This window comes from Neobacillus pocheonensis, from assembly GCF_050477905.1.
Taxonomy (GTDB): domain Bacteria; phylum Bacillota; class Bacilli; order Bacillales; family Cytobacillaceae; genus Neobacillus; species Neobacillus pocheonensis_A.
In genome coordinates, this window is record NZ_JBCNAD010000007.1 from 123,508 (window position 1) to 147,103 (window position 23,596).

General features: G+C 41.0%; 20 protein-coding genes and 1 other annotated feature. Of the genes, 19 read left to right on the forward strand and 1 reads right to left on the reverse strand.

All coding sequences use genetic code 11. The annotated features are described in order from the left end of the window. Positions 1 to 42: 42 nt before the first annotated feature. Positions 43 to 284: a binding site (T-box leader), on the forward strand. A gap of 75 nt (positions 285 to 359) precedes the next feature. The 14 genes from ileS (at position 360) to pyrE (ending at position 16,857) form a co-directional block, all read left to right on the forward strand. Then, positions 360 to 3,131, forward strand: a complete 2,772-nt coding sequence (gene ileS / locus ABES02_RS03495; protein WP_430130813.1) for an isoleucine--tRNA ligase — start codon at positions 360 to 362, stop codon at positions 3,129 to 3,131. A 143-nt stretch (positions 3,132 to 3,274) separates the two neighbouring features. After that, positions 3,275 to 3,559, forward strand: a complete 285-nt coding sequence (locus ABES02_RS03500; protein ID WP_430130816.1) for a hypothetical protein — start codon at positions 3,275 to 3,277, stop codon at positions 3,557 to 3,559. An 89-nt stretch (positions 3,560 to 3,648) separates the two neighbouring features. After that, positions 3,649 to 4,140: a signal peptidase II gene (gene lspA / locus ABES02_RS03505; protein ID WP_430130819.1), complete on the forward strand. Its 492-nt coding sequence runs from the start codon at positions 3,649 to 3,651 to the stop codon at positions 4,138 to 4,140. Continuing rightward, positions 4,112 to 5,023 (forward strand): RluA family pseudouridine synthase, encoded by a 912-nt coding sequence (locus ABES02_RS03510; protein ID WP_430130822.1) that lies wholly within the window; start codon positions 4,112 to 4,114, stop codon positions 5,021 to 5,023. Before lspA ends, ABES02_RS03510 begins: the two co-directional genes overlap by 29 nt. A gap of 185 nt (positions 5,024 to 5,208) precedes the next feature. Then, positions 5,209 to 5,751, forward strand: a complete 543-nt coding sequence (gene pyrR / locus ABES02_RS03515) for a bifunctional pyr operon transcriptional regulator/uracil phosphoribosyltransferase PyrR (protein WP_430130825.1) — start codon at positions 5,209 to 5,211, stop codon at positions 5,749 to 5,751. Positions 5,752 to 5,893: 142 nt separating this feature from the next. Then, positions 5,894 to 7,204, forward strand: a complete 1,311-nt coding sequence (locus tag ABES02_RS03520; protein WP_430130828.1) for a solute carrier family 23 protein — start codon at positions 5,894 to 5,896, stop codon at positions 7,202 to 7,204. Positions 7,205 to 7,353: 149 nt separating this feature from the next. Then, complete coding sequence (locus ABES02_RS03525; protein ID WP_430130831.1) at positions 7,354 to 8,298, forward strand: aspartate carbamoyltransferase catalytic subunit; 945 nt, start codon at positions 7,354 to 7,356, stop codon at positions 8,296 to 8,298. Beyond that, positions 8,258 to 9,544 (forward strand): dihydroorotase, encoded by a 1,287-nt coding sequence (locus tag ABES02_RS03530; RefSeq protein ID WP_430130834.1) that lies wholly within the window; start codon positions 8,258 to 8,260, stop codon positions 9,542 to 9,544. Before ABES02_RS03525 ends, ABES02_RS03530 begins: the two co-directional genes overlap by 41 nt. Further along, on the forward strand, positions 9,541 to 10,647 hold the full coding sequence (locus ABES02_RS03535) for a carbamoyl phosphate synthase small subunit (protein ID WP_430130836.1): 1,107 nt from the start codon (positions 9,541 to 9,543) through the stop codon (positions 10,645 to 10,647). The genes ABES02_RS03530 and ABES02_RS03535 overlap by 4 nt, the downstream gene beginning before the upstream one ends. Continuing rightward, positions 10,626 to 13,832, forward strand: a complete 3,207-nt coding sequence (carB, locus tag ABES02_RS03540; protein ID WP_430130840.1) for a carbamoyl-phosphate synthase large subunit — start codon at positions 10,626 to 10,628, stop codon at positions 13,830 to 13,832. Before ABES02_RS03535 ends, carB begins: the two co-directional genes overlap by 22 nt. Next, positions 13,829 to 14,602 carry a dihydroorotate dehydrogenase electron transfer subunit gene (locus tag ABES02_RS03545; RefSeq protein WP_430130843.1) on the forward strand — a complete coding sequence of 258 codons (774 nt, stop codon included), beginning with the start codon at positions 13,829 to 13,831 and terminating at the stop codon, positions 14,600 to 14,602. The genes carB and ABES02_RS03545 overlap by 4 nt, the downstream gene beginning before the upstream one ends. Next, the gene (locus tag ABES02_RS03550; protein WP_430130845.1) at positions 14,599 to 15,540 is read left to right on the forward strand and encodes a dihydroorotate dehydrogenase; all 942 of its coding nucleotides are present in this window, start codon (positions 14,599 to 14,601) and stop codon (positions 15,538 to 15,540) included. The genes ABES02_RS03545 and ABES02_RS03550 overlap by 4 nt, the downstream gene beginning before the upstream one ends. After that, on the forward strand, positions 15,512 to 16,228 hold the full coding sequence (gene pyrF, locus ABES02_RS03555) for an orotidine-5'-phosphate decarboxylase (protein WP_430130848.1): 717 nt from the start codon (positions 15,512 to 15,514) through the stop codon (positions 16,226 to 16,228). Before ABES02_RS03550 ends, pyrF begins: the two co-directional genes overlap by 29 nt. After that, positions 16,225 to 16,857, forward strand: coding sequence for an orotate phosphoribosyltransferase (gene pyrE, locus ABES02_RS03560; protein ID WP_430130851.1), 633 nt, complete (start codon positions 16,225 to 16,227; stop codon positions 16,855 to 16,857). Before pyrF ends, pyrE begins: the two co-directional genes overlap by 4 nt. Before the next feature lie 29 nt (positions 16,858 to 16,886). Here pyrE and ABES02_RS03565 read toward each other — a convergent pair whose 3' ends face one another. Next, complete coding sequence (locus ABES02_RS03565; RefSeq protein WP_430130854.1) at positions 16,887 to 18,599, reverse strand: Rqc2 family fibronectin-binding protein; 1,713 nt, start codon at positions 18,597 to 18,599, stop codon at positions 16,887 to 16,889. 161 nt (positions 18,600 to 18,760) lie between these two features. Between ABES02_RS03565 and ABES02_RS03570 the strand changes: the two genes are divergently transcribed. The 5 genes from ABES02_RS03570 (at position 18,761) to rpoZ (ending at position 23,577) form a co-directional block, all read left to right on the forward strand. After that, on the forward strand, positions 18,761 to 21,439 hold the full coding sequence (locus ABES02_RS03570) for a calcium-translocating P-type ATPase, SERCA-type (RefSeq protein WP_430130857.1): 2,679 nt from the start codon (positions 18,761 to 18,763) through the stop codon (positions 21,437 to 21,439). 92 nt (positions 21,440 to 21,531) lie between these two features. Then, positions 21,532 to 22,407, forward strand: a complete 876-nt coding sequence (locus tag ABES02_RS03575; protein WP_430130860.1) for a YicC/YloC family endoribonuclease — start codon at positions 21,532 to 21,534, stop codon at positions 22,405 to 22,407. 60 nt (positions 22,408 to 22,467) lie between these two features. After that, positions 22,468 to 22,731 carry an extracellular matrix/biofilm regulator RemA gene (remA, locus tag ABES02_RS03580; RefSeq protein WP_430130863.1) on the forward strand — a complete coding sequence of 88 codons (264 nt, stop codon included), beginning with the start codon at positions 22,468 to 22,470 and terminating at the stop codon, positions 22,729 to 22,731. Positions 22,732 to 22,742: 11 nt separating this feature from the next. Further along, on the forward strand, positions 22,743 to 23,357 hold the full coding sequence (gene gmk, locus ABES02_RS03585; protein ID WP_430130866.1) for a guanylate kinase: 615 nt from the start codon (positions 22,743 to 22,745) through the stop codon (positions 23,355 to 23,357). A 1-nt stretch (position 23,358) separates the two neighbouring features. Continuing rightward, complete coding sequence (gene rpoZ, locus ABES02_RS03590) at positions 23,359 to 23,577, forward strand: DNA-directed RNA polymerase subunit omega (RefSeq protein WP_430130868.1); 219 nt, start codon at positions 23,359 to 23,361, stop codon at positions 23,575 to 23,577. The last annotated feature ends 19 nt before the right edge of the window (positions 23,578 to 23,596 follow it).

The following is a 23,596-nucleotide window of genomic DNA, read 5'->3' on the forward strand; positions in this document are numbered from 1 at the left end:
AAATAGCATATAATTTTTTAACAGATTATTATGAATAGATTACAATTGACGATGAAAGGGACAGTACAATTTTTCATAGGCTTTTCTAGCGAATCGGGGATGGTGAAAGCCCGGTAAAGCAGAAAAAATTGGAAGATCACCCTCGAGTCCTAAGGTCGAACTTCGTGTAGCATAAGTAGGTCTTGGCGTGTTATTCACGTTACGAATCGAAAGAGGATAGAACGGCAAGAATCGTTCTATTTATCAGGGTGGTACCGCGGGAATCAAACCTTCTCGTCCCTATTTTGGGATGAGAGGGTTTTTTTATTTGTCAATTGGCAATTCTGTGTTTATGAAGTGAGTTACAGGAGGAAAAGAAAATGGAATATAAAGATACGTTATTGATGCCGCAAACCGAATTTCCGATGCGTGGGAATCTTCCGCAAAGAGAACCAGATATTCAGGCAAAATGGGAAGAAATGAACATTTATCAAAAAGTGCAGGAGCGCACTAAAGGGCGGCCAATGTTTGTCCTGCATGATGGTCCTCCATATGCAAATGGCGATATTCACATGGGCCATGCCCTAAATAAAATTCTAAAAGATATGATTGTTCGTTTTAAATCGATGAGCGGCTATCATGCACCATATGTACCTGGATGGGATACCCATGGGCTCCCCATTGAACAGGCACTTACGAATAAAGGTGTTAAACGAAAAGAAATGACCGTTGCAGAATTCCGAGAGCTTTGCACCAAGTATGCACTCGAACAAATTGATAATCAACGTACCCAGTTTAAACGTTTAGGGGTCCGCGGTGATTGGGAAAATCCATATATTACTTTAAAACCTGAATACGAAGCACAGCAAATTAAAGTGTTCGGTGAAATGGCGAAAAAAGGATATATTTATAAAGGGCTTAAACCGGTTTATTGGTCGCCTTCAAGTGAATCTGCCCTTGCGGAAGCAGAAATCGAGTACCAAGATAAGCGGTCTCCATCCATCTATGTTGGCTTTAAAGTCAAAGATGGCAAGGGTGTCCTAGATACTGATACGCAAATTGTCATCTGGACGACAACTCCTTGGACCATTCCTGCCAACCTTGGAATTTCTGTTCACCCAGAGCTTTCTTATGTGGTGGTTTCAGCTAACGGAACCAAATATTTAGTGGCTGAGGCGCTTTTAGAAGCCGTTTCAAAAGAAATTGGCTGGGAAGATGCTGCAGTAGTTCAAAAGTTCAAGGGAACGGAATTAGAACACATCGTTGCTTCTCATCCGTTATACGGGCGTGATTCATTAGTTATGTTGGGTGAACATGTTACTACTGATGCAGGTACTGGTTGTGTTCATACTGCACCAGGGCACGGGGAAGATGACTTCCATGTCGGCCAAAGGTACGGATTAGAAGTGCTTTGTCCTGTTGATGACAAGGGTAACATGACTAGCGAGGCTCCAGGATTTGAAGGGCTATTTTACGAAGAAGCAAATAAGCCAATTGGTCAGGCGTTAGAAGAAGCAGGTGCTTTGTTAAAGCTGTCATTTATTACACACTCCTACCCACACGATTGGAGAACAAAAAAGCCGGTTATTTTCCGTGCAACAGCTCAGTGGTTTGCTTCCATAAAAGACTTCCGCAGCGAACTTCTAGAAGCCGTGAAGGAGACCAAATGGGTTCCAGCATGGGGTGAGACCCGTCTATTTAATATGGTTCGTGACCGAGGAGACTGGTGTATTTCACGTCAGCGTGTCTGGGGCGTTCCTATCCCTGTTTTCTATGCTGAAAATGGTGAAGAGATTATTACTGATGAAACAATTGATCATGTATCAAATCTTTTCCGTCAACATGGGTCTAACATTTGGTTTGAACGGGAAGCAAATGACCTTCTGCCGGACGGCTTTACTCATCCAGGAAGTCCAAATGGTACCTTTACAAAAGAAACAGATATCATGGATGTGTGGTTTGATTCTGGTTCATCTCATCAAGCCGTTCTGCTTGAGAGAGAGGATTTAGTCCGCCCTGCTGACCTTTATCTTGAAGGGTCTGACCAATATCGTGGCTGGTTCAACTCTTCTTTATCAACTGCTGTAGCCGTTACTGGTAAAGCGCCGTATAAAGGAGTATTAAGCCACGGATTTGCTCTTGATGGTGAAGGCAGAAAGATGAGTAAATCATTAGGTAATGTAGTCGTCCCTGCAAAGGTAATGAATCAATTAGGTGCAGATATCCTTAGGCTTTGGGTTGCATCCGTTGATTACCAATCTGATGTTCGTGTTTCAGATGCGATTTTGAAGCAGGTTGCAGAAGTTTACCGTAAAATCCGTAATACCTTCCGTTTCCTATTAGGAAACCTTGCAGACTTTGATCCTTCGGTAAATAAGGTTGCATATGAAAACTTGCGTGAAGTGGATCAATTCATGCTTGTTAAATTAAACAAACTTATCAAATATGTTCGTCATGCTTATGAAAATTATGAGTTTGCCGGTATTTACCACGCAGTTAATAATTTCTGTACACTTGATTTAAGTGCATTCTATTTAGATTTTGCAAAAGATGTTCTTTACATTGAAGCCGTTGATCATCATGATCGTCGTGCTATTCAAACTGTTTTATATGAATCCTTGCTTGCGTTAGCAAAATTGGTTTCACCAATTCTTTCTCATACAGCGGATGAAGTGTGGAAATTCATTCCTGCAGTTAAGGAGGAAAGTGTTCAATTAACGGATCTTCCTGAATATGTGGACCTTCCTGGTGCACAAAACTTAGAAGAAAAGTGGACTTCATTTATGAAGCTTCGCGATGATGTCTTAAAGGCTCTTGAGGAAGCCCGAAATGAAAAGGTAATTGGTAAATCGTTAACAGCCAAGGTTAGTTTGTATGTTAATGATCAATCAAAAGCGTTATTAGAATCGATTGACGAAAATATGAAACAGCTGTTTATCGTATCTGGTTTTGAAGTAGCAGGCTCATACGAACAGGCTCCTGAAAATGCTGTTAGATTAGAAACAGCAGCTATTGTCATTACAAAAGCAGAAGGCGAAACTTGTGATCGCTGTTGGATTGTTACTCCGGAAGTAGGTCAAGATCAAGATCATAAAACACTTTGTCCTCGTTGTGCGCAAGTGGTAAAAGAAAACTATTCACACCTTGCATAAAAGTTCGCCCCGTGCATTTTTTGTACGGGGCTTTTAAATTTTTCCTTCTCCGTTAATTGTTTCAGTTGATGTCAAATGTTTGTCCGTGTCAGAAAACCACTGCCGGTAATAATAAAACAAAGACAATCACGGAGGTAACAACTATGAATGCACTGCAGGAAAAGCTGTTTTTGGAACTCCGTCAAACAAAGGTAGAAATTGAAAATTCATTAAAAAACAAGCAAAAAAAAGATTGGTTAACGAAAATCTTAGAAGAAGAACTTGATGATATTAATTGTGCAATCCAAAAGCTGGCCGATGGCAATTATGGTCAATGCGAAATTTCTGGTGAATTTTTATCTGATGATTTGTTGAAAATGGTCCCTACAATTAAGTCGGTGAAGGATTCGGAATATTTAGAAGTATTTTGTAAAAAAACTCTTCATTAATCATTTTTATATGTTACATTGTCGTTTTACAATTAAGTATGCTAAAATGCTAAAGAAGTAAGTATAGGTTGATGTGGGGGTATTTCTTAGTGTTTTATTACTTAATTGCACTTTTTGTCATTTTATTAGATCAATTTACGAAATGGTTAATCGTGAAAAATATGTATTTAGGAGAAAGCATTCCAATTATTGATAATATTTTGTATATTACTTCTCATCGCAACCGCGGGGCCGCCTGGGGAATTCTGCAAGGACAGATGTGGCTCTTTTATGTCATTACCATATTGGTCATTATCGGCATTATGTATTATCTTTACAAAGCAGCTAAAGGTAAATGGTTATTGGGGGTTTCTCTGGCATTTATGTTAGGAGGAGCGATCGGGAACTTTATTGACCGTCTCATTCGGAAAGAAGTTGTCGATTTTATCCATACTTTTATTTTTAGTTATAATTTTCCTGTCTTCAATATTGCTGATTCAGCATTAGTGATTGGAGTTATTTTGTTGATGATTCAAATGCTTCGAGAAGAGAAGGAATCGAAGGAGAAGTCTTATGGAGAAAATGGAACACACCATTCTTGAAGAACAAAAAGGGGATCGAATTGATAAAGTCATCTCCACTCTTGATGAAGAATGGTCAAGAACACAAGTACAACAATGGATTAAGGATGGAAATGTCCTGGTGAATGGACAAAGGGTTAAAACCAATTATAAATGCAGCTTGAATGATGAAATTGAAATTAGTATTCCTGATCCAGAAGAACTGGACGTCATCCCTGAAGATTTGAACTTAGAAATATATTATGAGGATAGAGATGTATTGGTAGTAAATAAACCTCGTGGAATGGTCGTTCATCCTGCCCCAGGACATATGACGGGTACGCTCGTGAACGGATTAATGGCCCATTGTAAGGATTTGTCTGGAATTAATGGGGTGTTAAGACCTGGGATTGTTCACCGAATTGATAAAGATACCTCCGGCTTGCTAATGGTCGCTAAAAACGATATGGCCCATGAAAGTCTTGTCAATCAATTAGTGGAAAAAACCGTTACTCGAAAGTATAAGGCGATTGTCCATGGGGTAATTCCTCATGATTTTGGGACGATTGACGCACCGCTGGGAAGAGATACAAAGGATAGACAAAGTATGGCAGTAGTGGATAATGGAAAACATGCCGTCACCCATTTTCATGTGATTGAACGGTTTAAAGATTTTACTTTTGTAGAATGTCAATTAGAAACAGGAAGAACCCATCAAATTCGCGTTCATATGAAATATATTGGCTACCCGCTTGCGGGTGATCCGAAATATGGACCGAAGAAAACGCTTGATATAGATGGACAGGCATTGCATGCCGGAGTGCTTGGCTTTACTCATCCAAGAACAAACGAGTATTTAGAATTTGAAGCCCCACTTCCTGAAGAGTTCGAAAGACTGCTTAACCAGCTTCAAATTAATCGTTGACATTATATTAGTATTATTGTAAGATGACTATAGTTTAATAAGCCTTTAAATTCAGTCCCGTGAGGCTGAGAAGGAAACGGATAAATTAGTAAGGGGCAGTCTATACCTCCTATTAGTTGAACTTACACGTTAACCTCTCGCCGATCGGTGAGAGGTCTTTTATTTTATAAAAAGCAGGTGTACCTATGAATCAAAAAGCTCTTGTACTTGATGAGCAGGCAATTGGCCGTGCATTAACAAGGATAGCCCATCAAATAATTGAAAAAAATAAAGGGATAGAAGAGTGTATTCTTGTTGGCATTCGTACGAGAGGCATTTATATAGCCAAACGGCTTGCTTTAAGAATCGAAGAAATCGAGGGAAGCCCAATACCTGTTGGAGAACTTGATATTACCCTTTATCGAGACGATTTATCGAAGAAAACGGAAAATCAAGAGCCCCTTGTTAAAGGATCAGATATTCCAGTCAACATCAGTGATAAAAAAGTCATTCTCGTTGATGATGTTTTATATACAGGACGTACGGTCCGCTCAGGACTTGATGCCCTAATGGACTTAGGGCGACCTGCAGCCATTCAGCTTGCTGTATTAGTCGACCGGGGTCATCGGGAGCTTCCGATTCGCGCCGATTATGTCGGGAAAAACATCCCGACATCAAGTGAAGAAAAAATCGTAGTCGAGCTTGTTGAAGTAGACCAGATTGATCAAGTTAGCATATTTGACAAATAAATAGCTGCCCTTTTAAATGCAGTCCTGTGAGGCTGACAAAGGGGAAACTGCCGAAATTCTTTGCGGCATTTCCAAACCCTCTTTGTCATGCAATGGACATAGAGGGTTTTTTATTAAAAAAATGATTTCGGGGGAGATAATAATGAACAACAGACCAATCTTAGACGTACAAGATAAACCAAAACTATCCCAATGGCTGACATTAAGTATTCAGCATTTATTCGCCATGTTCGGCGCAACCATTCTCGTACCCTATCTCGTAGGCTTGGACCCAGCGATTGCCCTAATATCAAGTGGACTTGGAACCTTAGCATTCTTGTTAATCACAAAATTTCAAGTACCTGCTTATCTTGGCTCATCATTCGCCTTTATCGCACCAGTAATAGCTGCTAAAGCTGCTGGTGGTCCGGGTGCGGCAATGGTTGGAACTTTTATCGCCGGCCTTGTTTATGGAATTGTCGCACTAGTGATAAGTAAAGCAGGTCATCGTTGGATTATGAATTTGCTCCCGCCAATCGTAGTGGGTCCTGTTATCATCGTAATCGGCTTAGCACTTTCTGGAACAGCCGTAGGAATGGCCATGAATAACCCAGACGGGAAATATAGCATGCTTCATTTCTCTGTAGCGCTTGTAACCTTAGCTGCAACGATTATCTTCTCGATTTATGCAAAAAAAATGTTGAGTATCATTCCAATCTTGGGTGGAATCATTGTAGGTTATATTTACGCATTAGTGGTGGGGCTTGTTGATTTCAGTCCAGTTTTGAAAGCATCTTGGTTTGAAATGCCAGAATTTATTATCCCTTTTGTAAGTTATAAAGTGAAGTTCACATGGGATTTAGTAGCACTAATGGTACCAGTTGCAGTTGTAACCTTGTCAGAACATATTGGTCATCAGCTAGTACTTAGCAAGGTAGTAGGGCGTGATTATATTAAGGAACCAGGTTTGCACCGCTCCATTCTTGGTGATGGTACAGCAACGATGATTTCCGCTCTAATTGGTGGACCGCCAAAGACAACTTATGGTGAGAATATCGGGGTCCTTGCCATTACTCGAGTATACAGTGTTTATGTGATTGCTGGAGCGGCAGTGTTCGCGATCATCTTCGGATTCATTGGAAAAGTGACAGCCTTAATCCAAACCATTCCAACACCCGTAATGGGCGGGGTATCCATCCTTCTGTTTGGAATCATTGCCTCTTCCGGATTAAGAATGCTAGTCGACAGTAAAATTGATTTTGGAGATAAACGCAACCTAGTCATTTCATCCGTCATTTTGGTACTTGGAATCGGCGGAGCGATCGTGAAACTTCCTTTTGATATTCAAATACAAGGGATGGCTTTAGCAGCAATCATTGGAGTGTTGTTAAACCTTATCCTTCCTGGCAGACAATCTGCGGACGAAAACATGTTTGAAGTAGAACAATCAGAGAAAGTGAAGAAAACAGCATAATAAAAACCTTTTAAAGGAAGTCCAGAGAGGCTTATAAGGGTGTTAATCTTGAACCATTCTATAAGAATTGGTTTAAGGATGGATTCATCGCACCCTGATCTTTTGGTCAGGGTGTTTTTTTACAAAAATATAAAAAGGTGGGGAACAAATTGCTAAATCATTTACTTACCACGAACGAATTAAAGGTGGAAGAGATTTATCAAATCTTAGATGATGCGCAGCGTTTTGCTGAAGGCATGACATGGCGTCCGGAAGGTCAAATGTTTTCTGCTAACTTATTTTTCGAAAATAGTACTAGAACAAAATGTAGTTTTGAGGTAGCTGAAAGAAAATTAGGTTTAGGGGTAATCCCATTTGAAGTGCAAACCTCGAGTGTCCAAAAGGGTGAAACATTATACGATACGGTTAAGACGCTCGAATCCATCGGTGTAAACACAATCGTGATTCGACACGGACAGGATCGGTACTTTGACGAGCTCGTTGGAAAAATTAATATTCCGATAATTAACGGGGGAGATGGCTGTGGTCACCATCCAACACAATCACTTCTCGATCTATTGACAATTTACCAAGAGTTTGGCAGTTTCACGGGGCTAAAGATTGCCATTATCGGGGACATTCGCCATAGCAGAGTAGCACGATCAAATGCCGACACCTTAACAAGGCTTGGAGCGGAGGTCATCTTTTCAGGTCCGGAAGAATGGTTTGACAGCCATAGTTTACATGCTGCGAGATTTATCCCGATTGATCAAGCCATCCAGCAAGCGGATGTGGTTATGCTCCTTCGAGTGCAGCATGAACGTCATCAAAAAAAGGGAAGCTTTACGGCAGCAGAATACCACCAACAATTCGGACTTACCCTAGAAAGAGAAAAACAAATGAAGCCGAATAGCATTATTATGCACCCTGCCCCGGTTAATCGAAATGTCGAGATTGCTGATAGTTTAGTTGAATGCCAGCGTTCAAGAATCTTTAAGCAGATGGAAAATGGTGTGTTTGTCAGAATGGCAGTTTTAAAACGATCAATCGAAAGTATGAATGGAGGAATTACGAATGAAAATTCTTATTCAGAACGCCAATTACATAGCATCTAACGGAGAAAATAAACAGTCCGATATTTTAATAGAAAATGGAAAAATAACTAAAATCGAGAAAATGATTGAAGCCAATGTCGACCGCAAAATAGATGCTGCAGATATGCTAGTATCACCTGGGTTCATCGATTTACATGTCCATCTTCGTGAACCAGGCGGAGAGAAAAAAGAAACAATTGCAACGGGTACACAAGCAGCTGCAAAAGGCGGCTTCACAACGGTAGCCGCTATGCCAAATACAAGACCGGTGCCTGACACCATTAACCACATGGAAGACTTGCAAAAAAGAATTCAAGATACTGCACATGTTAGAGTTTTGCCATATGCCTCTATAACGACAAGATTGCTTGGCCAAGAGTTGACAGATTTCGAGGGACTAAAAAATGCCGGGGCATTTGCCTTTACAGATGACGGTGTAGGGGTTCAAACGGCGAGTATGATGCTCGAAGCCATGCAAAAAGCTGCAGCTTTAAATATGGCAATTGTTGCTCACTGTGAAGAAAATACCCTCATTAATAAAGGCTGTGTTCACGAAGGGTCATTTGCGAAAGAAAATGGATTAAACGGGATTCCTTCTATTTGTGAATCGGTGCAAATTGCCAGAGATGTTCTACTTGCTGAAGCAGCAGGCTGCCATTACCATGTCTGCCATGTCAGTACGAAGGAATCTGTCCGGGTCATTAGGAATGCAAAGCGGGCAGGAATAAAAGTTACTGCGGAAGTAACCCCACACCACTTATTATTAACCCAGGATGATATCCCAGGGCTTGATGCCAATTATAAAATGAATCCTCCGTTAAGAGACGCTGCTGACAGGGAGGCGTTAATTGAAGGGCTCTTAGATGGAACGATTGATTTTATTGCAACCGATCACGCACCACACACCATGGAAGAAAAAAGTGAAGGAATGGAATTAGCCCCATTCGGCATTGTTGGGTTAGAAACAGCATTCCCTCTTCTTTATACAAACTTTGTCTTAAAAAATAAGCTCTCACTTGAACAGCTAATCGGATTTTTGACACATAAGCCAGCAGCAAGCTTTTCCCTTCCATACGGAAACATGGAGGTGGGGGCACCAGCGGATCTCGTGCTGCTGGACTTAAAAGAAGAACGTGAAATTGAAACGAAAGAATTTTTATCTAAAGGGAAAAATACTCCATTTGGCGGCTGGAAATGTAAAGGCTGGCCAGTTTTGACAATCGCAGCAGGAAATATAGCTTGGGAAAAAGGATGTGTAACAGCATGAAAGCACAGTTAATTTTAGAAGATGGAACGATTTTTATCGGAGAAGGTTTTGGAAGTCATATGGACACTTTTGGTGAAGTGGTATTTAACACAGGTATGACTGGTTATCAAGAAATTCTTTCAGATCCATCCTATTGTGGACAAATCGTCATGCTAACCTACCCTTTAATCGGGAATTACGGTATTAACCGCGATGATTTTGAATCGATTAATCCTGCCGTCAAAGGATTTATTGTTAAAGAAGCCAGTGATTTTCCGTCCAATTGGAGAAGTGAATTTACCATCGATGAATATTTTAAAATGAAAAAAATTCCAGGGATTGCCGGGATTGACACAAGAAAACTAGCACGAATTATCCGCCAGTATGGAACATTGAAAGGGGCCATTTGCAGCATTGAAAACGATGCAGATGAGGTATTAAGAAAATTAAGGCAAACTCGGCTTCCAATTGACCAGGTTCGAAGGGTATCAACGAAAAATGCCTATCCGAGTCCAGGAAGAGGCAAGCGAATTGTTCTTGTAGATTTTGGCATGAAACATGGTATTTTAAGGGAGCTAAATAAACGCGGTTGTGATGTTGTCGTCGTTCCTTACCATACTACAGCAGAGGAAATTCTCCAGCTTCGTCCTGATGGGATCATGCTTTCCAATGGACCTGGAGATCCGAAAGATGTTCCAGAAGGCATTCAAATGATTAAAGAGGTGATTGGGAAAGTTCCACTCTTCGGCATCTGTCTCGGCCATCAATTATTTGCTCTTGCCTGCGGTGCGGATACTGTGAAAATGAAGTTCGGGCACCGTGGTTCCAATCATCCTGTAAAAGAACTTACAACAGGTAAAGTGTCGATAACCTCCCAAAACCACGGGTATACAGTTGACGGTAAATCGATTAAAAACACTAGGCTTGAGGTTACTCATATTGCATTAAATGATGATACGATTGAAGGCTTGAAACATACAGATTATCCAGCATTCACCGTGCAATACCATCCAGAGGCTTCCCCTGGACCTGAGGATGCAAACGGCCTATTTGAACAGTTCCTTAACATGATTGAATCGGAAAAACAGGAGGTAACAGCAGCATGCCAAAACGTACAGATATAAACTCCATTTTAGTAATCGGATCAGGACCAATCGTTATCGGCCAGGCAGCAGAGTTTGATTATGCGGGCGCTCAAGCCTGTATGGCTTTGAAGGAAGAAGGATATCGCGTCATTCTGATCAATTCAAATCCAGCAACCATTATGACAGATACAGAGATGGCTGACGCGGTTTATATTGAACCATTAACATTAGAATTTGTAAGTAAAATTATCCGAAAGGAACGTCCAGATGCCCTGTTAGCCACACTTGGCGGGCAAACAGGACTTAACTTAGCTGTAGAACTAGCAAACTCCGGGGTTTTAGATGAGTGCGGGGTTGAAATCTTAGGAACGAAGCTATCAGCAATCAAACAAGCAGAGGACCGGGAATTATTCCGTAATCTAATGAATGAACTAGGGGAGCCGGTACCTGACAGTGAAATCATTCATGAATTAGAAGAAGCGAATGCCTTCGTTGAAAGAGTTGGCTTCCCAGTCATTGTCCGCCCTGCTTATACCCTTGGCGGTACAGGAGGCGGCATTTGCCACAATCAAGAAGAATTAGAAGAAATCGTGACAAGCGGGTTAAAGAACAGTCCTGTTCATCAATGCTTACTGGAGAAGAGTATTGCCGGATTTAAGGAAATCGAATATGAAGTGATGCGCGATGCTAATGATAGTGCGATTGTCGTTTGTAATATGGAAAACATTGACCCCGTTGGTGTTCATACTGGTGACTCCATAGTTGTTGCTCCCAGCCAGACATTAAGCGACCGAGAATACCAATTATTAAGAAATGTATCCTTGAAAATTATTCGTGCATTAAAAATAGAAGGCGGCTGTAACGTTCAACTTGCCCTTGATCCATATAGCTTTAACTACTACATTATTGAAGTCAATCCGCGTGTAAGCCGTTCATCGGCCCTAGCTTCAAAAGCAACAGGGTATCCGATCGCGAAGCTTGCCGCAAAGATTGCAGTTGGCCTTACCCTTGATGAAATGAAGAATCCAGTTACCGGTAAAACGTATGCAAGCTTCGAGCCTGCTCTTGATTATATCGTTACAAAAATTCCAAGATGGCCGTTTGATAAATTTGAATCAGGAAATCGCTCACTTGGAACACAAATGAAAGCAACGGGTGAAGTCATGGCGATTGGCCGCAATTTTGAGGAGTCATTATTAAAAGCAATCCGCTCCCTGGAAGCTGGGGTTCATCATTTTGAATTGAATGATGCAAAGGATTTTGCAGATGAAGTTGTCGAAAAGCGAATTCGGAAAGCTGGGGATGAGCGACTCTTCTACATCGCCGAAAGCTTAAGAAGGGGAACCACAATTGAGACGATCCACGAATGGAGTAAAATCGATTTATTTTTCCTAAAGAAGCTAGAAGGAATCCTAAAATTAGAAGAAAGTCTGTTAGAAAATCCATTAAACGCTGAAATCCTATTGGAAGCAAAACAAAAAGGATTTACTGATAAAAAGATTGCAGAGTTATGGGAAATGACGGAAACAGAACTTTATCACTATCGAAAAAACAACCAAATAATTCCTGTCTATAAAATGGTCGATACATGTGCAGCTGAATTTGAATCAGAAACACCTTATTATTATGGGACTTATGAGGAAGAAAATGAGTCAATCGTTACCGATAAACAGAGTGTAGTTGTTCTTGGGTCAGGTCCAATCCGCATTGGTCAAGGAATTGAGTTCGATTATGCGACTGTTCACTCTGTCAAGGCAATTAAGGAAACCGGCTATGAAGCTATTATTATTAATAATAATCCAGAGACCGTTTCAACGGATTTCAGTATATCTGATAAGCTTTATTTCGAACCGCTCACCATCGAGGAGGTCATGCACATTGTTGACTTAGAAAAGCCGCTTGGTGTAGTCGTTCAATTTGGCGGGCAAACAGCGATTAATCTGGCTGCAAAACTGGCTGAAAATGGGGTAAAAATTTTAGGAACAAGCCTGGAGGATTTAGACCGTGCAGAGGACAGAGATAAATTTGAATATGCTCTTCAGCAATTAAATATTCCGCAGCCGCTTGGTAAAACGGCCCTATCTGTTGAAGAAGCACGATTGATTGCGGAGGAAATCGGCTATCCAGTCTTGATACGTCCTTCTTATGTGTTAGGCGGCCGGGCAATGGAAATCGTCTACGAAGAGGAAGAACTGCTTCGTTATATGGAAAATGCCGTAAAAATTAACCCAGAACATCCAGTCTTAATCGATCGTTATTTAACAGGAAAAGAAATTGAAGTAGATGCCATTTGCGATGGGAAGAATGTATTGATTCCAGGGATAATGGAGCATATTGAACGGGCCGGAGTCCACTCTGGTGATTCGATTGCCGTGTATCCGCCGCAAACATTATCAACCGAAATTAAACAAAAGCTCGTTGAGTATACAGAGAAATTAGCAATCGGCTTGAATATTGTCGGGTTATTAAATATTCAATATGTCATCTCTGATAATCAAGTTTTTGTACTGGAAGTGAATCCGCGTTCAAGCCGGACGGTACCATTCTTAAGTAAAATCACAAATGTTCCAATGGCAAAAATTGCGACAAAAGCCATTTTAGGAGTTTCCTTACCAGATCAAGGCTATCGTGGCGGATTAGTTCCGGAAAAAGAGGGCGTTTATGTAAAAGTGCCAGTATTCTCTTTTGCAAAGCTGAAAAGTGTTGATATCAGCCTTGGACCGGAGATGAAGTCTACGGGTGAGGTAATGGGCAAGGATGTCACGCTTGAAAAGGCCTTATATAAAGGGTTAGTTGCTTCAGGTATGAACATTCACAAGTTTGGTACGGTATTATTCACAGTGGCTGATAAGGACAAAGTGGAAAGCTTAAAGCTTGCGAAAAGGTTTGCAGCCATCGGCTACCGGTTAATGGCCACAAGCGGAACAGCTTCAGTCTTAGAGGCAGCTGGCCTTCCAGTCAAAGTTGTCGGTAAAATCGGCTCAGAGGGTGCAACACTAATCGACGTCATTCATCGTGGTGAAGCTCAGTTTATCATTAACACCCTTACAAAAGGAAAGCAGCCGGAAAGTGACGGCTTCCGAATTCGCCGTGAAGCTGTAGAAAATGGTGTGCCTTGTTTGACCTCATTAGATACCGCTGATGCGATTCTTAATGTGATTGAATCGATGAATTTTTCCGCTGAAGCGATGAAAGCTCCAAAAAAGGAGGCGGTATTTGCATGATCCGCAAAGAATTATGCAAAATCGTTTCTCAAAAGGAAATTGCCGAGGATATTTACGAACTGACTGTAAAAGCAAGGTTCGTTCATGAAATAAAAGCACCTGGACAATTTGTTCATATAAGGGTCTCTAATGGATGGGACCCTCTTTTACGGAGACCAATAAGTATTTGTTCGTTTGATAAAGTGAAAGAAGAGTTTACGATGATTTACCGGAAAGAAGGACAAGGAACATCTATGCTTGCTGGAACGGTGGCTGGAATGGAAGTAGATATTCTTGGTCCCTTAGGGAATGGATTTCCTGTTGAAGAAGTACATGTTGGTGAAACTGCCTTGCTTGTCGGCGGCGGAATCGGTGTACCACCGCTCTATGAGCTTTCTAATCAGTTAGTGGCTAAGGGAGTAAAGGTTATCCACGTACTTGGGTTTCAAACGGAATCAGCCGTTTTTTACGAAAGCGAATTTTTGAAAAATGGGGAAACCTTTGTTACGACTGTAGATGGGTCATATGGGCAAAAGGGTTTTGTTACCGATATTATGAAGGAATTGAGTTTTGATTGTATTTTTACATGCGGTCCAACTCCAATGCTCAAAGCTATCGAACAAGGGTATCAAAATAAAAAAGTGTTTTTATCATTGGAGGAACGAATGGGCTGCGGAGTGGGTGCATGCTTTGCCTGTGTGTGTAAAAAAGCAGATGATCCATCCGGTGTTTCTTATAAAAAAGTGTGCAGTGATGGTCCTGTATTCCGTGCTGGGGAGGTACTGATATGAGCCGTTTAAACATGGAGTTACCGGGTTTAAATTTGAAAAATCCCATTATGCCTGCCTCCGGTTGTTTTGGATTTGGGAGAGAGTATAGTCAATTTTATGATTTAAGTACGCTTGGGGCGATTATGATTAAGGCGACAACTGTTGAACCTCGGTTTGGTAATCCTACACCGCGAGTCGCAGAGACTCGTGCTGGAATGTTAAATGCCATCGGACTACAAAATCCTGGACTTGAAAAAGTTATTGGTGAAGAACTGCCATGGCTATCTCAGTACAATGTACCAATTATAGCGAATGTAGCAGGATCCCTTGAAGAGGACTATGTTGAAGTTGCGCGGAGAATTTCAAAAGCACCCAATGTTCAAGCTTTAGAGCTAAATATATCTTGTCCAAATGTTAAAACCGGAGGTATTGCCTTTGGCACGATTCCTGAGGTTGCAAAAGAATTAACTAGAAAAGTAAAAGAAGTCTCAGAAGTGCCTGTTTATGTGAAATTATCACCAAATGTAACAAATATTGTTGAAATGGCGAAGGCTGTTGAAGATGGCGGAGCAGATGGGTTAACAATGATTAACACGCTCGTAGGAATGAGGCTTGATTTAAAGACGGGTAAACCAATTTTGGCTAACCGAACTGGCGGACTTTCTGGTCCTGCGATAAAGCCTGTCGCGATTCGAATGATTTATGAAGTCAGCCAAGCAGTGAACATTCCTATTATCGGAATGGGCGGTATCCAGTCAGCTGAAGATGTAATTGAATTCTTTTATGCCGGGGCAAGCGCCATTGCAGTCGGTACAGCAAACTTTGTCGATCCGTTTGTTTGTCCGACTATCATTGAGGAGCTGCCGCAGCTGTTAGAACGATTAGGTTATGAACACATCAGTGAATGTATCGGAAGGAGCTGGAACAAGCATGAACAACTCACTCATCATCGCGCTTGATTTTGCAAATGGCAATGAGGTGGAACGGTTTTTAAAGCCGTTTGCGGGCACGGAGCTTTTTCTAAAGGTTGGCATGGAACTTTTTTACCAAGAAGGTCCCGCTATTATCCAGCTATTAAAAGAACAAGGACATCGTATTTTTCTAGATTTGAAGCTTCATGATATTCCAAATACGGTTAAAAGTGCGATGAAAGGTCTTGCGAGACTGGATTGTGATCTGGTCAATGTTCATGCAGCAGGTGGGAAGGAAATGATGGAGGCGGCTCTTGAAGGACTAGAGGCGGGAACACCTGCAGGAGTGCAGCGCCCGAAGTGTATTGCTGTCACACAGTTAACAAGTACCTCTGAAGAACAAATGAACAGAGAACAACTTATCCCCGTTAGCTTAAATGAGTCAGTGCTTCATTATGCTTCGTTAACAAAATCGGCAGGATTAGATGGAGTTGTTTGCTCAGCCTGGGAGGCTCATTCGATTCGAGAACAGATTGGCCCTGACTTTTTTACTGTCACACCAGGAATTCGGATGGAGGATGACAGTGTTGGCGATCAAAAGCGTGTTGCGACACCTGCATTTGCGAGGATTACTGGAGTTAGTTCCATTGTAGTCGGCCGTTCAATAACAAGGGCAGTTGACCCGGTGAAAAGCTATGAAAATTGGATGAAAGCATGGAGAGGGGTACTTCAATGAAACAATTAATTGCAGAAAAATTATTAGAAATCAGCGCGGTTGCATTAAAACCACAAGATCCTTTTACGTGGACTTCAGGCTTACGTTCCCCGATTTATTGTGATAATCGTTTAACTTTATCGTTTCCTTCAGTGCGAAGAGAAATTGCTGGCGGGCTGCAAAAATTAATCCTTGAACATTTTGGAGCAACGGAAGTCATCGCCGGGACTGCAACAGCCGGCATTCCACATGCTGCTTGGGTAAGTGAACTAATGGATTTGCCAATGTGTTATGTACGTTCAAAAGCCAAAGGTCACGGTAAAGGTAATCAAATCGAAGGTAAAGTCGAGCCGGGGCAAAAAGTGGTGGTAGTTGAAGATTTAATCTCAACTGGCGGCAGTGTTATAACTGCTGTTCAAGCACTTAGAGAAACAGGCTGTGAGGTGCTTGGAGTCGTTTCTATATTTACATATGGGCTTGAAAAAGGGAAAGAAGCCTTTGAGCAAGAAGGAATAAGGAGCTTTTCGCTAACCGATTTTCCTGCATTAGTCGAAGTTGCAATTCAAAAAGACTATATTAGTGAGGGAGATCAAGAGAGTTTGCTAGCTTGGAGTAAGAATCCGGGTGAATGGAGTAAGAAGTGGGAATAAAATAAAGCCCCGGAACCCCCGGGGCTTTTCTAATTTTTCTTTAATTTCAATACGAGCTCCTCATCCGGAGTAACATAAACCGTCTGCTGATTGTCGTAAATAACAAATCCAGGCTTGGCACCGCTTGGTTTTTTAACAAACCGAACCTTTGTGAAATCTACAGGAACTGAGCTTGAAGTACGTGCCTTACTAAAGTAAGCCGCCAAATTGGCTGCCTCAAGAATCGTTTCGTCAGATGGTTCTTTACTGCGAATGACCACGTGTGAACCAGGAATATCCTTTGTATGCAGCCATATCTCATCCCTCGCAGCAAGCTTATTGGTTAAATAGTCATTTTGCTTATTATTTTTCCCAACGATAATATCGGTTCCATCAGTGGATAAAAAGTGATCTAAAACAGGTTTAGCGTTTTGAATCTTTTTTCCGCTCCTTTTTTGACGTTCCCGAACATAACCGCCCTCGACAAGCTCTTCACGAATTTCTTGAATATCTTTCGGCGAAGCTGCCTGCACCTGTTGCAGTAAATTATCAAAATAATCAACCTCAAGCCGAGCCTTTTCAATTTGTTCTTCAACTACCGAAACAGCATTTTTGGCTTTCTGGTATTTAGAAAAATATTTTTGAGCATTTTCTGAAGGTGTTTTCCGTGGGTCAAGCGGAATTGCCAGCGTTCCACCTAATTCATCATAATAATTAAGTACTTCTATTTCCTTCATGCCTTTTTTTGCGGCATATAGGTTCGCCGTTAACAGTTCACCAAAGCGCTGGTATTGCTCCGCCTTTTCCGCTTCCTTTAACGTCCGATTAAGCTTTTCAATTTTCTTTTCATTCTTTTCTTTTTCATTGATGATAAACCGTTCAACATCATTTCCCTGCTGCTTCACTCGGTCGCGTTCGGCCTTGCCAAAATAATAGCGGTCCAGCATTTCACTGAGGGTCGAAAAGCTCTTTACCTCACCCTTTAAATGTTCAAGCGGAAATAAATAAAAGGCTTCCTTGCCACCAGTAGACATGATTGAGGGTGATAAATCGCCACTCTCGATTTTTTTAACTAAACTTATAAATGCTAGCGGAACTGTAGTCCGATTCGCTAACCCGCTTTGAAAAATTACTTCCTTCGCAAAAAGGGGAGAAGTACCAGCAAAATGCTCGACTAGCTGGCGGTCTAACTTTCCGCTATTAAAATCGATTTTCCGCAAAACATCCTCTTCCGAAAGGCCAAATGGATTGGTTTTGTTCTGTTCAGGTGGAAAGATGTAAGCCTGGCCTGGCATTATCGCCCTGTGACTATTTATCGCAAAAGAAATATGCTTAATACTATCAAGAATGATATTGCGAGTTTTATCCACTAAGACGATATTACTGTGCCTGCCCATAATTTCAATAATGAGTTGCTTATAGCTGATATCCCCGATTTCATTTCGTCCCTTTATTTCAAAAATAATCATCCGATCATTTTCAACTTGATATAAGTCTTCTAAAATGTAACCCTCAATATGCTTTCTTAGTAGCATACAGAACATTGGAGGTTCACTTGGATTCTCATATGCTTCATTTGTTAATTGTACCCGTGCATAGCTTGGGTGGGCCGATAATAACAGCTTTTGATTCACACCGTTTGCCCTAATGGTTAAAATAACTTCATTTTTATAGGGCTGATGAACTTTATTAATCCGGCCGCCCTTTAAAGAACGCGAGAGTTCATCGACCATTGCTTTTGTAAATAAACCATCAAATGACATGGAAAAACATCCTTTTCTTCAAACATATCTTTCATTATATCCTACTTCAATAAAATCTGTCTTATTTTCCCGCTGCAAGAAAGTTAATATAGCATTTTTTTGGACGACCCTGAATAAGATTTCTTTAGACATGTTATATAAGGGGGAAGTGAGATGGTCGGATGAAGTTCCATGAGATGGAGATAAAACAAGTAGAAAAGGTCTTAGAAACCGACTTTTCAATTGGATTATCACAGGCAGCAGCCGAAAAAAGGATTGCAGAGCACGGACCAAATGAATTGGACGAAGGAGAAAAGCAATCGGCTTTACTCTTATTTTTTAGTCAATTTAAAGATTTTATGGTCTTAGTACTGCTTGCTGCGACCTTGATTTCTGGATTGTTAGGTGAATATATTGATGCCATTGCCATTATTGCAATCGTGATCATAAATGGGTTTCTTGGTTTTTTCCAGGAAAGACGGGCAGAAAAATCACTTCAAGCCCTTAAGGAATTATCTGCTCCACAAGTGTCTGTCCTTAGGGATGGGCAATGGATCAAATTACCGTCCAAAGAAATTGTCAGCGGGGATATTTTAAAATTCTCGAGTGGAGACCGGATTGGCGCAGATGTCCGGATTATTGAATCAAGAAATTTAGAAATAGAAGAATCTGCTCTTACAGGGGAGTCAGTGCCTGTTTCAAAGCATTCAGATTGTTTAACCAATCCAAACCCGGGAATTGGCGATATGGAGAATATTGCCTTTATGGGAACGATGATTACCAGGGGAAGCGGAGTCGGTGTCGTCATTGCTACTGGGATGAAAACAGCTATGGGCCAAATTGCAGATTTACTGCAAAACGCCCAATCACAAGAAACCCCTCTCCAGCGCCGATTAGAGCAACTGGGGAAAATTCTCATTACCGTTGCACTTGCTTTAACCGTTCTTGTGGTTGCGGTGGGTGTTATTCAAGGGCATGACCTCTATACGATGTTTTTAGCAGGGGTTTCCTTAGCAGTAGCAGCCATACCAGAAGGGCTGCCGGCGATAGTAACGGTAGCATTATCCCTTGGTGTACAAAAAATGATAAAGAAAAATGCCATTGTTAGGAAACTGCCAGCCGTTGAAACACTCGGATGTGCATCGGTCATTTGTTCCGATAAAACGGGAACCATGACTCAAAATAAAATGACCGTAACTCACCTGTGGAGCGGCGGTCATACTTGGACCGTGGATGGGGTTGGTTATCAGCCGCAAGGGAATTTTTATCGAAATGATCGAACGGTCCAGCCAAAGGATGAAAGAGCCCTGCAGCAAATGCTGATATTTGGGATGCTATGCAATCATTCGGATCTGGTCATGAAGGACAATGATTATATTCTTGATGGAGACCCGACTGAAGGGGCATTGCTGGTAAGTGCGATGAAGGCGGGGTTTGCTAGAGCGAAATTATTAGATGAGTTTACGATTTTAAATGAATTCCCGTTTGACTCAGCCAGAAAGATGATGAGTATTCATGTAAAAGACAAACAAGGGAGACATTTTATTGTCACAAAAGGAGCCCCTGATGTCATTTTAGGCATTAGTGAATCCATCCTTTGGGATGAGCGAACGCAATTTTTAAACAAGGAAACACAAATTAAGGTTCAGGATGCGATAAATGGTCTTGCCTCACAGGCACTTCGGACGATTGCCATTGCTTTTAAACCAGTACCCGCAAATACGCTAATCCTAAGTGAAAAGGAAGCCGAGAAAAAACTAACGTTTATCGGCGTTCAGGGAATGATTGATCCGCCAAGACCTGAGGTCAAAGCAGCCGTAAAAGAATGTAAGGAAGCAGGAATTAAAACAGTAATGATTACCGGTGATCATATCATCACGGCTAAAGCGATTGCTTCCCAGTTAGGAATTTTAACGAAAAAAAGCAAAGTGCTTGATGGAAAAGCGTTATCTGATATGTCAGTCGAGGAGCTAGAAGAAGTGGTTGATGATGTATCGGTTTTTGCTAGGGTATCGCCAGAGCATAAATTAAAAATTGTCAAAGCCTTACAAAATAGAGGACATATCGTTGCTATGACAGGGGATGGGGTTAACGATGCCCCCGCAATCAAAGCAGCAGATATCGGTGTGGCCATGGGGATTACGGGAACTGATGTCGCAAAAGAAGCATCGGCTCTTGTCTTGTTAGATGATAATTTTGCAACCATTAAAGCGGCGATTACAGAAGGCCGAAATATCTATGAAAATATTCGTAAATTTGTCCGTTACTTGCTTGCTTCCAATGTTGGTGAAATTTTGGTGATGTTGTTTGCCATGATCTTAGCACTTCCATTGCCGTTAGTACCAATCCAAATTCTTTGGGTAAATTTAGTAACGGATGGCTTGCCTGCCATGGCACTTGGATTAGACCGTCCAGAAGAAAATGTGATGAAACGGAGGCCGCGTAGTCCAAATGAAGGAGTTTTTTCTCGGGGGTTAGGCTGGAAGGTTGTTTCACGCGGATTTTTAATTGGTCTTGTGACGTTATTAGCGTTTATGGTTATTTATCATAATGATCCAAGTCAATTGAAATATGCCCAAACGGTGGCCTTTGCTACACTCGTCATGGCCCAGCTTATCCATGTTTTTGATTGCCGCAGTGAAAAATCAGTGCTATCAAGAAATCCCTTTGGGAATCCATATCTTGTGTGGGCAGTCATTTCATCGCTTGCGTTAATGTTTGTGGTCATTTATTATCCACCTTTGCAGCCAATTTTCCATACGCTTCCGATTGCAGCACGGGACTGGCTTCTGATTGTCGGGTTATCTTCCATTCCAACTTTTTTACTAGCAGGATCATTTTTGTTAAGAAAAACAAAATAAAGTATGTTATAATCCAAAAAGTAATAGAAACCATTCTATTGCTTTTTGGATTTTTTAGGCCGATCATATTGCAAAGATTGGATGTGCACATAATGGTAATAAGTATGACAGGCTTTGGAAGAGGTAAGACAGAATCAGGGTCCTACTCTGTAAATGTTGAAGTAAAAACAGTAAACCACCGTTTTTGTGAAATGAATATTCGTATGCCAAGACAGCTTTTAAAAATAGAAGATAAAATAAAGAAGAAACTTAATCAGCATATTCGCCGTGGACGAGTTGAGGTTTATGTTAGTTTAGAAGGTGAAGGTGCTGTCACACGAAAAGTCCATGTGGATTGGAAGCTTATTGAGGAGTATTATCAATTCATAAAGGAAGCACGCAGCAAATTCAAAATTGAAGGGAATGTATCACTTCAAGATTTGCTGAATCGAACGGATTTAATACATATTGAAGAAAGTGAAGCAGGGAACGAAGACTTGGAAAATCTGGTCCTTGCCGCAACGGAAGAAGCTGTTATTTTATTAAAACAAATGAGGATGGCTGAAGGGGAAGAGATAAAGAAAGATTTAATTGCTATTATTTCTCAATTAGAAGCCATTGTTTTTGAACTTCAGAAATTTGCTCCACTTGTTGTTCAATCCTATAAAGACCGCTTAACAAAAAGAATGTTAGAATTCGTAAATGGACAATTGGATGAAACGAGAATTCTTACTGAAATAGCGGTTTTTGCTGATAAAGCAGATATTAATGAAGAAATGACCAGATTAAAAAGTCATATTCAGCAATTTTTACAAACGTTAACCGATCAGGAGCCAATTGGAAGAAAACTTGATTTTCTTGTTCAAGAAATGAATAGAGAGGCCAACACAATCGGTTCTAAGGCTAATGACTCAAACATCGCAAAAATGGTTGTAGAAATGAAAAGTTTGCTCGAGAAGTTAAAGGAGCAGGTTCAAAATATCGAATAGACCTTGTTTAGAAACGGTTTGACACGGTCAAAATATATTATTGATGATTGGATGATTACCATGTCGATTAAGCTAATTAATATTGGATTTGGAAATATAGTGTCCGCAAATCGAATTATTTCCATCGTTAGCCCTGAATCTGCTCCCATAAAAAGAATCATTCAAGATGCCAGGGATCGGGGATCATTGATTGACGCTACATACGGTAGACGCACCCGTGCAGTAATTGTTATGGATAGTGACCATGTCATACTATCCGCTGTACAGCCAGAAACGGTTGCAGGCCGCTTAACGGACCGTGACGAATCGATAGAGGAAGGGTAGGATTATTGAAAATGAAGGAAAAAGGATTACTGATTGTACTTTCAGGGCCATCCGGTGTTGGAAAAGGAACGGTTCGAAAAGAAATTTTTTCTCATCCGGATACGGCATTTGAATATTCTATTTCGATGACCACCCGTAAGCCGCGTGAAGGTGAAGTGGATGGGGTAGATTATTTTTTTAAATCAAGAGAAGAATTTGAAGAATTGATCGGTCAAGGGAAGCTATTGGAGTATGCCGAATTCGTGGGAAACTATTATGGCACCCCTGTTGATTATGTTCGTGAAACGCTTGAGTCTGGTAAAGATGTTTTTTTAGAAATTGAAGTAAAAGGGGCCCGCCAGGTGCGTGAAAAATTCCCTGAAGGGTTATTTATCTTCTTGATGCCGCCAAGCCTATCAGAGTTGAAAAACCGAATTGTTACAAGAGGAACAGAAACAGAGGACATAATTCATAATCGATTGCTGTCTGCTCGAGAAGAGATTGAAATGATGGAATTATACGATTATGTCGTTGAAAATGATCAAGTAGAACTCGCCTGCGACCGGGTTAAAGCCATTGTCATGGCTGAACATTGCCGCAGGGAACGAGTAGAACACCGCTATAAAAAATTACTGGAGGTTGAATAAAATGTTATATCCTTCTATTGATTCATTGCTTGAAAAAATTGATTCAAAATACTCGCTTGTATCGGTTGCCGCCAAGCGTGCCCGTGTGATGTCCCAAGTAAAAGATGAAAGATTACCGAAATATGTTTCCTATAAATATGTTGGGAAAGCACTAGAAGAAATTTATAGTGGTGAACTAACATATCGAATTGCAAAAAAAGCTGAATCTTCTGCTGAGTAATTTAAAAGCATAACCTGAT